The organism is Qaidamihabitans albus (assembly GCF_016464705.1).
Taxonomy (GTDB): Bacteria; Actinomycetota; Actinomycetes; order Mycobacteriales; family Pseudonocardiaceae; genus Qaidamihabitans; species Qaidamihabitans albus.
The window spans coordinates 150,968-164,883 of the sequence record NZ_JAEHOB010000001.1 but is presented as its reverse complement, the minus strand read 5'-3'; the positions used below and the strand labels follow the sequence as shown (position 1 = coordinate 164,883).

Annotated in this window: 13 protein-coding genes and 1 pseudogene; 4 read left to right on the top strand and 10 right to left on the bottom strand. The window is 70.5% G+C overall.

Annotated features, from left to right (window positions below; translation table 11 throughout):
- Window positions 1-13: 13 nt before the first annotated feature.
- The 7 genes and pseudogenes from JAP66_RS00775 to JAP66_RS32645 all read right to left on the bottom strand — a co-directional run.
- Window positions 14-367 (bottom strand): GroES family chaperonin, encoded by a 354-nt coding sequence (locus JAP66_RS00775; RefSeq protein WP_199429110.1) that lies wholly within the window; start codon window positions 365-367, stop codon window positions 14-16.
- A gap of 1 nt (window position 368) precedes the next feature.
- Window positions 369-2,174: an NHL domain-containing thioredoxin family protein gene (locus JAP66_RS00770; RefSeq protein ID WP_199430000.1), complete on the bottom strand. Its 1,806-nt coding sequence runs from the start codon at window positions 2,172-2,174 to the stop codon at window positions 369-371.
- 91 nt (window positions 2,175-2,265) lie between these two features.
- Complete coding sequence (locus tag JAP66_RS00765; protein WP_199429108.1) at window positions 2,266-2,445, bottom strand: hypothetical protein; 180 nt, start codon at window positions 2,443-2,445, stop codon at window positions 2,266-2,268.
- A gap of 63 nt (window positions 2,446-2,508) precedes the next feature.
- On the bottom strand, window positions 2,509-2,967 hold the full coding sequence (locus JAP66_RS00760) for an SRPBCC family protein (RefSeq protein ID WP_199429106.1): 459 nt from the start codon (window positions 2,965-2,967) through the stop codon (window positions 2,509-2,511).
- A gap of 30 nt (window positions 2,968-2,997) precedes the next feature.
- Window positions 2,998-5,364 carry an oxidoreductase gene (locus JAP66_RS00755; RefSeq protein WP_199429104.1) on the bottom strand — a complete coding sequence of 789 codons (2,367 nt, stop codon included), beginning with the start codon at window positions 5,362-5,364 and terminating at the stop codon, window positions 2,998-3,000.
- A 155-nt stretch (window positions 5,365-5,519) separates the two neighbouring features.
- Window positions 5,520-6,872 carry an FAD-dependent monooxygenase gene (locus tag JAP66_RS31890; RefSeq protein WP_307849382.1) on the bottom strand — a complete coding sequence of 451 codons (1,353 nt, stop codon included), beginning with the start codon at window positions 6,870-6,872 and terminating at the stop codon, window positions 5,520-5,522.
- 25 nt (window positions 6,873-6,897) lie between these two features.
- Window positions 6,898-7,035: pseudogene (locus JAP66_RS32645) on the bottom strand (FAD-dependent monooxygenase); the annotation flags it as partial.
- A gap of 152 nt (window positions 7,036-7,187) precedes the next feature.
- On the opposite strand from JAP66_RS32645, the gene JAP66_RS00745 reads away from it, so the two are divergent.
- A complete protein-coding gene (locus tag JAP66_RS00745; protein ID WP_199429096.1) occupies window positions 7,188-7,772 on the top strand; it encodes a TetR/AcrR family transcriptional regulator in 585 nt (194 codons plus the stop codon).
- A gap of 8 nt (window positions 7,773-7,780) precedes the next feature.
- Here the strand turns inward: JAP66_RS00745 and JAP66_RS00740 are convergent, their stop codons facing one another.
- The 3 genes from JAP66_RS00740 to JAP66_RS00730 form a co-directional block, all read right to left on the bottom strand.
- Window positions 7,781-8,551 carry an amino acid ABC transporter ATP-binding protein gene (locus JAP66_RS00740; RefSeq protein ID WP_199429094.1) on the bottom strand — a complete coding sequence of 257 codons (771 nt, stop codon included), beginning with the start codon at window positions 8,549-8,551 and terminating at the stop codon, window positions 7,781-7,783.
- The gene (locus JAP66_RS00735; RefSeq protein WP_199429092.1) at window positions 8,548-9,357 is read right to left on the bottom strand and encodes an amino acid ABC transporter permease; all 810 of its coding nucleotides are present in this window, start codon (window positions 9,355-9,357) and stop codon (window positions 8,548-8,550) included. The genes JAP66_RS00740 and JAP66_RS00735 overlap by 4 nt, the downstream gene beginning before the upstream one ends.
- Before the next feature lie 76 nt (window positions 9,358-9,433).
- Window positions 9,434-10,255 (bottom strand): basic amino acid ABC transporter substrate-binding protein, encoded by an 822-nt coding sequence (locus JAP66_RS00730; RefSeq protein ID WP_199429084.1) that lies wholly within the window; start codon window positions 10,253-10,255, stop codon window positions 9,434-9,436.
- Between the two features lie 176 nt (window positions 10,256-10,431).
- On the opposite strand from JAP66_RS00730, the gene JAP66_RS00725 reads away from it, so the two are divergent.
- The 3 genes from JAP66_RS00725 to JAP66_RS00715 are packed head-to-tail and all read left to right on the top strand — an operon-like array spanning window position 10,432 to window position 13,914.
- On the top strand, window positions 10,432-12,093 hold the full coding sequence (locus JAP66_RS00725) for a circularly permuted type 2 ATP-grasp protein (RefSeq protein WP_372448922.1): 1,662 nt from the start codon (window positions 10,432-10,434) through the stop codon (window positions 12,091-12,093).
- A gap of 16 nt (window positions 12,094-12,109) precedes the next feature.
- Entirely contained in the window at window positions 12,110-13,066 is a 957-nt protein-coding gene (locus JAP66_RS00720; protein ID WP_199429080.1) for an alpha-E domain-containing protein, read from the top strand.
- Window positions 13,063-13,914 (top strand): transglutaminase family protein, encoded by an 852-nt coding sequence (locus tag JAP66_RS00715; RefSeq protein WP_199429078.1) that lies wholly within the window; start codon window positions 13,063-13,065, stop codon window positions 13,912-13,914. The genes JAP66_RS00720 and JAP66_RS00715 overlap by 4 nt, the downstream gene beginning before the upstream one ends.
- Window positions 13,915-13,916 lie beyond the last annotated feature (2 nt).

The following is a 13,916-nucleotide window of genomic DNA, read 5'->3' as shown; positions in this document are numbered from 1 at the left end:
CCTCCACCGGTTCCTACAAGTAAAGGCCCGTTCCGTGCTCGGTGCGCTCGCTGGCCACCGCGTGCACGTCCCGCTCGCGCAGCACCAGGTACGCCTGGCCCTGGATCTCCACCTCGAGCTGGTCCTCCGGGTTGAACAGCACCCGGTCGGCGGTCTTCACGTTGCGTACATTGTTGCCCACGCCCAGTACATCACCCCACGACAGTCTGCGCGCGACCTGCGCCGTCGCCGGAATCACGATGCCGCCGTTGCTGCGCCGCTCCCCGTCCTCGTCCGGCACCCGGACGAGCACTCGGTCGTGCAGCATCTGGATCTCGAACTTCGCGTCCGTTCCGAGTGATCCGCTGCCGTTTGACACGGAGTTCATGTTACGGGTCACCGGCCATCACGAGGCGCAGCTCGCCGTCGCCCTCCGGGTCGAGCCGGATGGGCACGCCCCAGTCCTGGCGGGTCACCCGGCAGACCGGATGCTCGGCCTCCTCGGCACAGCTCGCCGCCTGCGCCACCACCTGCAACACGCCCTCGCGCGGCCCGTCGGCGAAGACGATCGTGCGGGCCAGCTCGGTACCGCTGCCCGCGCCGTCGGCGAGCAGCTCGGGCGGTGACGCGCTCACCTCCAGCCGGGTGGACGGGCCGAACCGGTCGTCCAGCTTCTCGCCGGGCGGTGGCACGAAGACCACGGAGAAGTCCAGCTCACCTGGCGCGAGCACGGCGGGCGGCCTGCGGACCTCGTGGGCGTCGCCTGCGACCTCCTCCGTGGTGCCGTCGCCGAGCGGCCGAAGCCGGTGTGCCGCCGACTCGACCACAAGCACCCGGCCCTCGGTCACCAGCAGCCCGGACGGTTCGGCCACCCGGCGCACGAGCGTGGAGACGCGGCCGTCGGCCGGGTCGTACCGGCGGACGGCGCCGTTGTAGGTGTCGGCGACGCCGATCGCACCGTCCGGCAGCACCGCGACGCCCAGCGGGTGCTGCAACAGCGCCTGCGCCGCGGGACCGTCGCGGTGGCCGAAGGAGAACAGGTCGGTGCCCACCGCGGTGTGCACGGTGAACGTCTCGCCCGTTCGCTCCACCCAACGCAGCGCCGAGGTCTCGGCGTCGGCGAGCCACAGCCGCTCGCCCGCCGCGGCCAGCCCGGAGGTCTGGGCGAAGAACGCCTCGCCGGCGGGGCCGTCCCGCAGGCCCTCGACCGTCGTGCCCGCGAACCGGCGGACCGTGCCCGCCACCGGGTCGAACAGCCCGAGCGTGTGGTTACCGGCCATCGCGATCACGACACCGCCCGCCTCGGCCCACCACTCGACGTCCCACGGGCTCGTCAGGTCCACCTCGCGGGCGGCGCCCGGCTCCGTCCCCTCGCGCCACTGCCTGCCCGTCCCGGCCACGGTCGTCACGGCGCCGGTCCGCAGATCGACCCCCCGCAGCAGGTGGTTGGCGGTGTCGGCGACCACCAGGTGGTAACCGACCTGGTCGGCGACCTCGGCGGGCAGCAGCGCGAGACCGGACGGCTCGGCGAAGGCGGCCACGTCGAACGCGCCGTCGCGATCGCCCCGCTCGCCGCTGCCGAAGCGGCGCACGAGCGTCTCGGCGTCGGAGGCGAACTCCGCGACCGAGTGGTTGGCCGTGTCCGCGACGAGCACCCTGCCCTCGGCGGTGACCACGGCCTTGCCGGGAAAGCGCAGCTCGGTGGACTCGGTCTCCGCCGGCACGTACGGGCTGCCGCCCCGGCGCAGGCCGCCCTTGGCCTCGTGCTCGCGCACCAGCTCGCCGAGCACCCGGCGCAGTGCCTCCGCGTGGCCCTCACCCGCGGCGACGTGCACCACGTAGCCCTCGGGGTCGACGACGACGAGCGTCGGCCACGCCTTGACGGCGTACTGCTGCCAGGTCTCCAGGTCCGGGTCGTTGAGCACGGGATGGCGCACGCCGTAGCGCTCGACGGCTGCCTCGATCGCGCCGGCCTGACCCTCGTGCTGGAACTTCGGCGAGTGCACGCCGATCGTGACGAGCACGTCGGCGAACTCCTCCTCGATCGGGCGCAGCTCGTCCAGGACGTGCAGGCAGTTGATGCAGCCCGATGTCCAGAAATCCAGCAGCACGATCTTGCCGCGCAGCTCGGCGAGCCGGATCCGCTCGCCGCCGGTGTTCAGCCAGCCGGAACCGGCGAGCTCGGGCGCGCGCACGCGCGGGGTCTCCTTTGATGCGGTCACACCCGTACTCAACGCGACGTCCCGTGGCCGGCTTCCCACCGGGGTCCCGATGTGTGGTGTGCGACTACCGGTCGCGAGTGGGGCCGCCCGCCGGTTCGGTGAGGGTGACCGTGGGCGCCCTGGTGCCGGTCTGCCAGAGCTTGGGCGCGGACGACGCGGGGTGGTTCTGCGCGCCCTGCTCAGCACAGCCGGCGGCGAAGCCGGCCAGCGCGAGCACGGCGACGATCGAAACGGCGTATCGCATCAGATGCCTGTGCTTCAGTAGGGGAAGGACGATATTCCCCCATCGTCACCGGCGGCCACGACGTTACGACTCAGCGCGTTCCTTGAGCCGCCGCAGCGTGGTGGCGATGTTGCGCCGGTTCAGCGCGTCGCGGTCCCGGATGCCGATGAGCGGCCCTGACACGGTCTTCAGCCAGCCCGGCCGCCGGTCCCACGTGCTCTCGGTGACCTGACAACCGTCGCCCGCGGGCGCGATGTCGTACTGCCAGCGTGCGACCGGCAGCGGCCCGGCCGTGACCTCGAAGGAGAAGCGTTCACCCTCGGCGGCCTCGTCGATGGTGCAGTCCGTGCGCCAGCGCCGGAAGCCGTTGCGGTTGCTCCCGCGGAAACGGGCGCCCGGACGCGCCGCCGTGGCACCGCCCAGCCAGCGGTAGCCGGAGTACTCGCCGGCCAGCTCCGCCAGCACGCCCGGGTCGCTGATCAGCGCGTACACCCGCTCGGCCGGCGCGTCGATGTCGATCCGCCCCGTCGCGTTCGGCTCCATGCACCGAACATACCGCCGGTATGCCGGACGTCAACCACCGTTACGTTTCAACGTGCGCGTCACGCCCGCGGCCACCGTCGTCGCGAGCACCCAGCCCATCGCGGTGAACCCGGTGGCCACCCACTTGTCCATGCCGTCCATGTACCAGCGGCCCTTGTTGCCGAAGTCGACGATCGGCACCAGCAGGTCGACGGTGTAGAGCACGGGGTTCCAGTCGAGACCGGTGTCGTCGGCGTTCACCGCGCACCGCTCGCCGAGGTCGGCGAGCCCGAGGCTCGTGCAGTCGTCGCCACCGGAGCCGAACCAGATGCTGCCCGCGACGAGCAGCATCGCCAGCCAGCCGAGCGCACGCACCGGCCGGTAGCCGTAGCCGACCATCCACCGCTGCAGCCAGCTCCACAGCCGGACCCCCGAGCCGAGCATCCGGTAACCACTGGACAGCGACTCGTACCGGTACTGCTGCTTCTTCAGCAGCACAGTGTCGGCGTGCTCCTCGTTACCGCTCGTGCGCAGCATCGTCGCCAGCTGGTCGTAGGGCCCTGGCCGGTAGCCGCCCATCGCGGAGCGCAGCATCGCGATCCGCCGCGCCACCGCGTCGTCGTCGCGCAGCGGGATCGGCGTCTCCAGTGCGTCGTAGCGGAAGCCCTCCAGCTCGACCCCGCCGCTCGCCTGCCACAGCGCGGGCGTGTCGTCGAGGGTGCCGCACCTGGCGCCGCGGAGCACGACCCTGCCCTGCGGCGGCCGGGCAGGCGTCAACATGAACTCCTCGGCGGCCGCGTCTCCCGTGTCGAGGGCGATCCCGTGCCGCGGCATCGATTGCAGCTCGGCCCCGGTCAGGTCGATCCGCCTCGAGGCGACCGCGCCGTCCAGCGTCACACCACCCTGTGCCCGGAACACTCGATGCTGGAAAGAGCTGAGCAGCAGGCTGCGTTCCACCTTCGCCGAGCGCAGGTCCACCGACCAGCTGCTCGACTCGGTCACCCGTGGCTGCCGGAAGTCGGTGCCGTAAAGCTCGATGCTCCCGCCGACCTCGACACCCTGCAGCCGCAACGTGCCCGACACTTCCGAGCCGATCAGTTTCAGGTCGCCCGACACCTTGGTGCGCCGCGCCGAGACGACATCGCGCTCGGGATGGAAGAACGTCGCGTTCGAGATGAGCACGTTGCCGCGCACCGTGGCGTCGGCGAAGCGGATCTGCCCCTCGGTCCACAGGTCCGCCCCGTCGATGTCTCCGCTGATCTCGCTGCCGTCCAGGTGCAGCGCCCGGTCGTGGTAGGGCGGGGTCTTGCCGCGCAGTACGTGGATGCGCGCCCCGGCCAGCCGCAACGAGCCGCCGAGGCGGGCGTTGACCATCCGGACGGTGCCGGTCACGTCGAGCTGGTCGCTGAGCTCGACGTTACCGCCCACGTGCAGCCGGTCGGCGATGATCGCCGGTCGCGGATCGACGTACCAGTCGCCCGTCTTCCACGCGTCGACGACGATCTCGCCGGTCTGGTCGACGACCAGCTCGGCACCGCGGAAGATGATGTCGCCGTCCACCTTCATGCTGGGCAGGAAGAGCATGCCATTCGCGGTGAACCGGCGTCGCTGCGCGGCCTGGCCGAAGCTGTCCACCTCGCACAGCAGGCTGCCGCCCGCGTGCAGGCCGTTGCCGTTGAGCGCGAAGCCGTCGGGATTGTCCAGTGTGGCGCCGGAGAAGTTGATGTTGCCGCCGGTGCGCAGGCCGGGCAGCCGGACCTCGCCGCTGGCCTCCAGCCGGTAGGCGAGCAGCGCGCCGGTGATCACCAGGCGGTCGGCCTGGATCGCCTTGCCGCGCGGGTGCACGACCCGGGTGCGGGTCAGCACCACCGAGCCCTCGATCACCGCGTCGGTGAAGTTGACCGCGGCGTCCGGGACGCCCCGCTCCTTGTCGACGGCCCTGCGCACGGTGGTCTCGTTGTCGGCGCGGCCACCGGTCTCGACCTCCACGATGCTACGGATCAGGCGGACGTCGTTGCGGCTGCGCAGGTTGCGCGCCTTCAGCCCGGGCAGCCAGCACTTGCGGAACACCAGGCCGAGCAGGTTGGCCTCGCGCACGTCAGGCGGCTGCTCGAAGCGGCAGCGCTCGAACCGGAAGAGGTACTGCAGGTCGGCGGCCCGCAGGTCGAGCCTTCCGGTGATGTAGGCGTCCTCGACCTGCACGATCGGCGCGTTCGTGGCCTGCTTGCGCCAGCGCCGGAGCCCGCCGGTGTCCGGGTCGAGGAACGGGCGCAGCAGGTCGGCCGCCCTGACCTCGTACGCCTTGCCGGGGTTGGGATCGAACGGGTCGAGCGGCGGGCGTTCCGTGTCCCCGCCTGCCGGCTGGCCGTCCTCGGCGTCACCGGACTCGCGCGTACCGAGGCGGCGAAAGCCCGGCATCTACGGCTCCTCTGCTCGCGTCCACTGCGCGCACTCGGACGCATACCGCCCGCACCCGGTTCCCGCCGGCCTTACGGCAACGCAGATCACCGAACGACGTCGGCGAGGCGTACGGCAGGACGTGCACAGCGGACAACCGATTCCTCAGGTTGCTCCTACAGCGTTGCCCGGTAGCCCAGTGCCCGCGCCACCGCCGCGCGCAGCCCGGCGGCCCCGGTGCGCGCCCACGCCAGGTGCAGGTCCGGCCGTACCAGCAGCCAGCCGGTGTCGCCACCGAGCAGCCGGGCCAGGGAACCGCTCGGGTCACGGTGCCCGCCCGGCCCGATCCGTACCGTCGTGACCCCTGGCACCCGCACCGCCCGTTCCGTCGCACCGGCCAGCTGGAGAAGACACGGTCCGGCGTCCACGAGATCGTAGAGGCGGGTCGTGGCGCCGGTGGGAGAGCGCAGCACCGGGTTGGGCAGCCGAACCCCGGCCGCCCGCTCGGCGCCGTCCAGCAGCGGGGAGGCCGGCACCCGTAGGTCGATCATGGCGAGGTTGCGGAGCCGTTCCCGGCGACTGGCCGGGACGGCCAGGCCCAGCCGCATCAGCTGGAACACGGCGGCGCGGACCGGGCGCGGGGCCTGGAGGCCGATCCGGGTGAGCAGGCTGACGTGCCGGGACACCCTACCGACCATGGCTCGGCGCTCGACCTCGTACGAGTCGAGCAGCCCGTCGAGGTCGCCGCCACGCACGGCGTTGGCCAGTTTCCACGCGAGATTGTGGGCGTCCTGAATTCCTGCGTTCATGCCCTGACCGTTGGCGGGCGGGAAAGCGTGGGCGGCGTCGCCCGCCAGTAGCACGCGGCCGGAGCGGAACCGGGGGCTGGCGCGGCGCTGGAACTGGAACCGGCTGGCCCAGACCACCTCGACCGGGCCGTCGCCGAGAACCTCGGCCGCGCGGGCTCGGACCTCCGATCCCGGTACCGGCTCGCCGGGCACGGGCGCTCCGGACTCCACCCGGATGATCCGCCAGTGTCCCGGCCTCAGTCGCTGCGCACCGGTGATGCCGCGGCGGCCGTTGTGCAACCGAGGCCAGGGCAGGGCGTCCCGGTCGTCATCGATGCGCACGTCGGCGAGGGTGGGCCGGAGCGGGAAGGTGACGCCGGGAAACGGGATTTCCACCGCGTCCCGCACGAAACTGCCGGTGCCGTCGCAGCCGACCACGAACGCGGCAGTCAGCGTACGAGTCGCCGCACCCTCGTCGACGGTCAGCTGCACGCCGTCGGGGCGGGCATCGAGCGCCACCGCCTCCGTGCCGAACCGGACATCGCACCAGCCGGAGTCGCGCACGGCTGCCAGTAGCAACCGCTCGGTCTCCCCCTGCTCCAGGAACAACACGCCGGCCCGGTCGGCCTCCTGGTCCAGTTCGGTGAAGTCGAAGGACAGCAGCGGTCGGTGGCTCGTCGGCCCTGGGTGGATCGGCATCGTGCGCTTCAACGCACCGGCGGCGTGGAGTTCCCCGGCCACCCCCCCACTGTCCGAGGATCTCCATGCTCCGCAGGTGGAGCGCGGGAGCACGGGACTGCCGGTTCGGCGAGGGCTTGCACTCCACCAGCACCGATCGCACCCGATGCCGGGCCAGGCCAAGGGCGAGGGCTAGCCCGACCGGCCCGCCGCCCACGATCCCCACCTGCGTCTGTGTCGCCCTTCTCGCCGGTGTGGTCACGATCACATACTAACCGACGCGTCGGTCAGTTACCAGTCCGTCGGTCAAGGATCGGCTACCATGCCCTGCGGGTACAGCGGAGCCATGCGGCGCCGAGCAGCAGCAGGGAGGCGGGAATGTCGCGCGCGAAGGCGGTAACCGACCGTGTCCGCCGGGACGGGCGTAGCACCGACACCGCCACGCGGATCCACGAGGTGGCGCTGGAACTGTTCATCAGCCAGGGCTTCGGCAAGACCACGATGCAGCACATCGCCGACCGGCTTGCGCTGACGAAGTCGGCCCTCTACTACCACCACCCCACCAAGGCCGACCTGGTACGCAGCGCGGTGCAACCGGCTATCGACGAGGTCGACGCGTTTCTGGCCGGCGCCGCCGACGCCCGGCTGACCACCCGGGAGCTGCTCGAGCAGTTCTTTGACCTGAACTACCGCAACCGGACGGTGTTCCTCGCCCTGCTCCGCGACCCGAGCGGACTCGCGGAGGTGGACGCCGAGGACTGGGTGCCGCGGCTGGCCCAGGAGTTCCAGCGACTGCTGGCCGGGCCCGACGCCAGCAGCTGGCGCCGGATCTGTGCGGTGATGGCGGCCAACGGGCTGAGCCGGTCGGCGACCCTGCTCACGGACATCCCGCCCGCGGAGCTGCGGGAGCTGTCGGTACGTGCCGCCCTCGCCCTGCTGGAGCAGCCGCCGCCCGCCCCTTGACCAGCGGCCTAAGTCTCTGCCCCCGTGACCGGCACGTGGGTCGGATTGAGCACGCGAGCGAGGAAGCCCTTCGTGCGCTGCTGCCGCGGCTCGCCGATCACCTGGGCGGGCGGACCCTCCTCGACGATCCCGCCGTCGTCCATGAAGAGCACCTTGTCGGCCACCTCGCGGGCGAACTGCATCTCGTGGGTCACCACGAGCATCGTCATACCCTCCTCGGCGAGCTGCCGCATGACCGAGAGCACGTCCCCGACCAGCTCGGGGTCCAGCGCTGACGTCGGCTCGTCGAACAGCATCACCGCCGGGTCCATCGACAATGCCCTGGCGATCGCGGCCCGCTGCTGCTGCCCACCGGACAGCTGGGCGGGCATCGCGCCGGCCTTCTCCGCGAGCCCGACCTTCTCCAGGTTCTTCCGCGCGACCGCATCGGCCTCCGCCCGGTCGCGCTTGAGCACCTTGCGCTGGGCGATGGTGAGGTTCTCCAGCACGGAAAGGTGGCCGAAGAGGTTGAACGCCTGGAACACCATCCCGATGCCCCGGCGGGCGCGGTCGATGTCCACGTCCGGGTCGGTGACCTCGAACCCGTTCACCACGATCCTGCCCGCGTTCGGTTCCTCCAGGAAGTTCACGCACCGCAGCAGCGTGGACTTGCCCGATCCGGAAGGGCCGATGATGCACACGACCTCGCCGCGCCGGACGCTCATGTCGATGCCTTTGAGCACCTCCAGCTCACCGAAGGACTTGTGCAGGTCGACGACCTCGACGATCGCCTCGTTCATGCGGTCACCTTCAACCCTTGTTCCTGCTTGCGGCCGGCCCTGCCCTCGAGGTAACGCGACAGGTGGCCCAGCGGGATCGTGATGAGCAGATAGCACAGCCCGGCGAGCAGGATCGGTGTCAGCGAGTTCGTCGCGTTGAGTCCCTCGCGGCCGAACTTGGCCAGCTCGTACTCGTCGCGGGTGAGGCCGAGCAGATAGATCAGCGACGAGTCCTTGGTCAGCAGGATCAGCTCGTTGGTCAGCGGCGGCAGGATGATCCGGAACGCCTGCGGGATCACCACGGTCAGGTTGGTCCGTCCCGGCGACATACCGAGCGAGCGGGCCGCCTCGACCTGCCCCTTCGGCACGGCCTGGATGCCGGCGCGCAGCGTCTCGGCGATGTAGGCGGACCCGACCAGGCCCAGCGCGATGGCGGCGGTGGAGTAGATCTCGAACCTGATGTTGAAGGCCAGTGGCACGCCGAAGCCCAGCGCGATGAACACCAGCAGGGCCGGGACGCCGCGGAAGAACTCGATGTAAACCGTGGCGATCCACCGGTACGGTGCCACCGACGACAGCTTCATCAGCGCCAGCACCAGGCCGACGCCGAGGCCGAGGCCGAACCCGAGCGTGGTGTAGATGACCGTGTTGACCAGCGCGGTCGTGAAGATCGCCGGGATCTGTCTGGCCGCCGCGTCGACGTTGAAGAAGGCCTGCAGGATCGTGTCCCAGTCGGCGAGGACGCCGACGGCCACTATCCCGAGCACGAGGACGGCGTACTGGGCGTTGCGGAATGCCTGCGCGCGCTTGCGCCGCGACATCGCCATGAAGCGAACTCCTCGAGAAATGGCTCGTGAGTGCGTAACCGAGTGCTAACCCGGCCACGCACTCACGAGACGTCGGCTACTTGCTCTCCGGCTTCGTACCGAACCACTTCTCGTAGATCTTGTCGTAGGTGCCGTCGCTCTTCGCCTTGTCGAGCACCTCGTTCACCTTCGCCAGCAGCGCACCGTTGCCGGTGCGCACGGCGATGCCGTACTCCTCGCCGGTCTCGAACTCCTCGGTGACCTCGGTGTCGGTGTTCTCCTTGGCGAAGTAGAACAGCACCGAGTTGTCGTTGATGCCCGCGTCGATCTGGCCGGTCTTCACCGCGGTCTGCAGCAGCGCGAGGTCCTCGTACTGGCGCGTCGTGTAGCCGAACTTCTCCCTGTTCTCGGTGGCGTACTCTTCGCCGGTGGTGCCCAGTTGCACGCCCAGGGTTTTGCCCTGCAGGTCCTCCATGGTCTTGATGCCGGAGTCCTTCTTGACGATCAGCGCCTGATTCGCGTCGAAGTAGCCGTTCGAGAAGTCCATCACCTTCTCGCGCTCCTCGGTGATGGTCATCGCGGCCGCCGCCAGGTCGCACTGACCGGTCTCGAACGAGGCGCCCGACTCGATGCCCTCGAACGAGGTGTCGAAGATCGACTGCTCGACCCCGAGGTCCTTCGCCACCAGGTCGACGAGGTCGACGTCGAAGCCGACCGTCTCACCACCCTCGGTGAACTGGAACGGCGGGTAGGGCAGGTGGGTACAGGTGGTCAGCTGGCCCTCGTTGATCAGCGAGACCTCGCCACCGGCCTGCGTGTCACCGCCTGTGTTCACCTGCTCCGCGCAGCCGGCCGCGGTGGCGACCAGGGCCAGCGCGGGAATCAGGATGAGCGCCCTGAGGTTGCTTCGACGCGCCACTTGTCACTCCTAGTAGTTCTTACTGGTTGAGTGCACGCATACTGCCACTCTTGAGTGCCAGTGCACAGCATCGGGGCGTTACGGACCCGTTGCGGCGACGTCGCGTAGTGGCTCGGTAACCGCTCCGTGACATGCCCCTGCCGGGCAGCGCACGCGGGTGAGCGACGATGGGCACCATGAACAACAGCTCCGCCCCGAGGCTGCCTCCGGCCGGCCGCCGGGCGCGATCGGCGCGCGCGAGGACCAACGGCAGGCCCGGCGCACAGTTCGACGGCTACCTCTGGCCGGGCAGGCCCTTCCCGACCGCCTACGACGAGATGTTCGACGGCGACGGCGTCGTGCGCTCGCCGTACCGGGCGCTGTACGAGTCGATCGCGGGCATGGACAGCGCCGACCTGACCGCCCGCGCGGCCGCGCTGGACCGGGCGATGGTCGATCAGGGCATCACGTTCTCGCTGTCCGGGCAGGAGCGGCCGCTCGGGCTCGACCTGGTGCCCAGGGTCATCCCTGCGGCGGAGTGGTCGAAGCTGGAACGCGGGGTCGCGCAGCGCGTACGCGCGCTGGAGGCGTTCCTCGCCGACATCTACGGCGACGCCCAGATCCTCGCCGACGGCGTCCTGCCGCGCAGGCTGCTCACCTCGTGCAAGCACTTCCACCGGGAGGCCTTCGGCGTCAACCCGCCCAACGGCGTGCGCATCCACGTCGCGGGCGTCGACCTGGTGCGCGACGAGGAGGGTTCCTTCCGCGTACTGGAGGACAACCTGCGCAACCCGTCAGGGGTGTCCTATGTGATGGAGAACCGGCGCACGATGGCGCGGGTCTTCCCCGACCTGTTCGCCAAGCACCGGGTCCGGCCGGTCGGCGACTACTCGACACACCTGCTGCGGTCGCTGCGGGCGGCGGCCGCGCCCAACGTCGCCGACCCGACGGTCGTGGTGCTCACGCCCGGCATCCACAACTCGGCCTACTTCGAGCACTCGCTGCTGGCCCGGCAGATGGGGGTGGAGCTGGTCGAGGGCCGCGACCTGTTCTGCCGGGACAACATCGTGTACGTGCGCACCACCGAGGGCGAGCGGGCGGTGGACGTGATCTACCGCCGCATCGACGACGAGTTCCTCGACCCGGTCCACTTCCGGCCCGACTCCGTACTCGGGGTGGCGGGGGTGCTCAACGCCGCCCGCGCGGGCAACGTGGTGATCGCCAACGCGGTCGGCAACGGCATCGGCGACGACAAGCTCATCTACACCTACGTGCCCGAGATGGTCCGCTACTACCTCGGTGAGAAGCCGCTGCTGCCCAACGTGGACACCTACCGCTGCTGGCTGCCGGACGAGCTGGATCACGTGCTCCGGCACCTGGACGAGCTGGTGATCAAGCCGGTCGAGGGTTCCGGCGGGTACGGCATCGTGTTCGGGCCGACGGCGAGCCAGCGCGAGCTTGCGGCGCTGCGCCGCAGGATCCGCACCGAACGCCGCGACTGGATCGCGCAGCCGGTGGTGCAGCTGTCCACAGTACCGTCCAAAGTGGAAGGCAAGGTCGCGCCGCGCCACGTCGACCTGCGCCCGTTCGCCGTCAACGACGGCAAGGACATCTTCGTACTGCCCGGCGGGCTGACCCGGGTGGCGCTGCCGGAGGGCAGCCTGATGGTGAACTCGTCGCAGGGTGGCGGCTCCAAGGACACGTGGGTGCTGGCCGCGCGCTCGTCGAGCGCCGAGCGCGAGCTGGCCTCACCCGCACTGGCGGAGACCTCTACTGTGGACGGACTCGCCGTCGAGCAGGGACCCGAGCTGAGCACGGAGCAGCAGCAACAACAACAGCAACAGCAGTCTTCGCAGTAAGCCGTAAGGAGGGATAGTGCTCGCACGAAACGCCGAATCGTTGTACTGGATCGGCCGGTACGTGGAGCGGGCCGACGACACGGCCCGCATCCTCAACGTGTCCGTCCACCAGCTGCTGGAGGACGCGAGCATCGATCCCGACTACGCCAGCCGCCAGTTGCTGGCCGTGCTCGGCATCGCACCGGGGGAGCTAGCCGAGCTGGACGTCTGGAAGCTGACCGAGCTGGTCGCCTACACCAAGGACAACGCGAGCTCGATTGTCGGCTCGATCACCAACGCCAGGGAGAACACCCGCGGCGCCCGCGAGGTGGTCTCGACCGAGCTGTGGGAGTGCCTGAACGCCACCTGGAACGCCGTGCCGGAGCGGCAGCGCTACGCCCGCCGCGCCGGTCCGCACGCGTTCCTGTCCTTCGTGGAGGAGCGCGCCGCGATGTTCGCCGGGCTCGCCGACTCGACGATGAGCCGCGACGACGGCTGGCTGTTCATGGTGCTCGGCCGCTCCGTCGAGCGCGCCGACATGGTGGTGCGGCTGCTGCTCTCCCGCGTACAGGACCGCGCGTCCTCACCGGGCTGGGTCACCGTGCTCAGCTCGGCCGGCGCGCAGGACACCTTCCTGCGCACCTACCGGGGCGCGCTGGACGCGAGCCGGGTCGTGCAGTTCCTGCTGCGCGACACCTTGTTCCCCCGGTCGGTGTTCTACGCGCTGCGGCAGGCCGAGTCCTGCCTCGACCAGCTCGACCGCGGCAGTGCGGGGCAACCGGGGCGGGGCAACGAGAAGTCGGAGGCGTTGCGCCTGCTCGGCCGGGCCCGCAGCGAGCTGGAGTTCCTCCGGCCCTCGGACCTGCTCGACGAGCTGCCGCGCAGGCTGATCAGCCTGCAGACCGCGATCCGGGACGTCGGGGAGGCGGTCTCGGTCCAGTACTTCCACTCCTCGCCCTGGGTGGCGTGGCGTGGCGCGGAGGTATCGCTGTGAGCGAGGAAAGCTGGCAGATCCGGGTGGTGCACAGCACCGGCTATCACTATGCGTCGCCCGCGACGCAGTCGTACAACGAGGCGCGGCTGACCCCGCGCTCCGACCGGCGGCAGAGCGTGGTGGCGACCCGGATCGAGACGACGCCTGCCACCCGCGCCTACCGCTACACCGACTACTGGGGCACCGTGGTCACGTCGTTCGACCTGCACGCGCCGCACACCGAGTTCACCGTGCTGGCGACGTCGGTGGTGGAGACGAACGAGGCCACGGAGCCGATCCGCGACGCGAGCTGGCGGGACCTGCGCTCGGACGCGGTGATCGACGAGCACACCGAGTACCTGGAGACCACCAAGTACACGCCCCGGGACCGGGAGCTTGCGTCCGTGGCCAGGGAGCTGCGCAAGGGCAGGGACCCGACGGGCACCGCGCTCGCGATCTCCCAGTGGGTGCACGACCAGCTGACCTACCGGCCGGGCAGCACCGGCGTGCACAGCACGGCGACCGACGCGTGGCGGGCCCGCGAGGGCGTGTGCCAGGACTACGTGCACGTGACGCTGGTGATGCTGCGGGCGATCGGCATCCCGGCGCGCTACGTCTCCGGCTACCTGCACACGCGGCCCTCCGCCGCGCTCGGCGAGACCGTGCAGGGGGAGAGCCACGCGTGGGTGGACGTGTGGACCGGCGGCTGGTGGGCGCACGACCCGACGAACGCGATCGGCGTCGGACCTCGGCACGTGTGGGTCGCCACCGGCCGCGACTACGCCGACGTGGCACCGTTGAAGGGCATCTTCACCGGCGGGGCCAAGTCGCACCTGGACGTCTCGGTAGAGCTGACCAGGCTCGCCTGACT

Excerpts from the sequence above, each read along its gene's own strand:
- JAP66_RS00755 (WP_199429104.1), bottom strand. The coding sequence starts at position 5,364 with ATGCCGGGCTTTCGCCGCCTCGGTACGCGCGAGTCCGGTGACGCCGAG.
- JAP66_RS00745 (WP_199429096.1), top strand. The coding sequence starts at position 7,188 with ATGTCGCGCGCGAAGGCGGTAACCGACCGTGTCCGCCGGGACGGGCGT.
- JAP66_RS00740 (WP_199429094.1), bottom strand. The coding sequence starts at position 8,551 with ATGAACGAGGCGATCGTCGAGGTCGTCGACCTGCACAAGTCCTTCGGT.
- JAP66_RS00735 (WP_199429092.1), bottom strand. The coding sequence starts at position 9,357 with ATGGCGATGTCGCGGCGCAAGCGCGCGCAGGCATTCCGCAACGCCCAG.
- JAP66_RS00775 (WP_199429110.1), bottom strand. The coding sequence starts at position 367 with ATGAACTCCGTGTCAAACGGCAGCGGATCACTCGGAACGGACGCGAAG.
- JAP66_RS00725 (WP_372448922.1), top strand. The coding sequence starts at position 10,432 with ATGAACAACAGCTCCGCCCCGAGGCTGCCTCCGGCCGGCCGCCGGGCG.
- JAP66_RS00765 (WP_199429108.1), bottom strand. The coding sequence starts at position 2,445 with ATGCGATACGCCGTTTCGATCGTCGCCGTGCTCGCGCTGGCCGGCTTC.
- JAP66_RS00760 (WP_199429106.1), bottom strand. The coding sequence starts at position 2,967 with ATGGAGCCGAACGCGACGGGGCGGATCGACATCGACGCGCCGGCCGAG.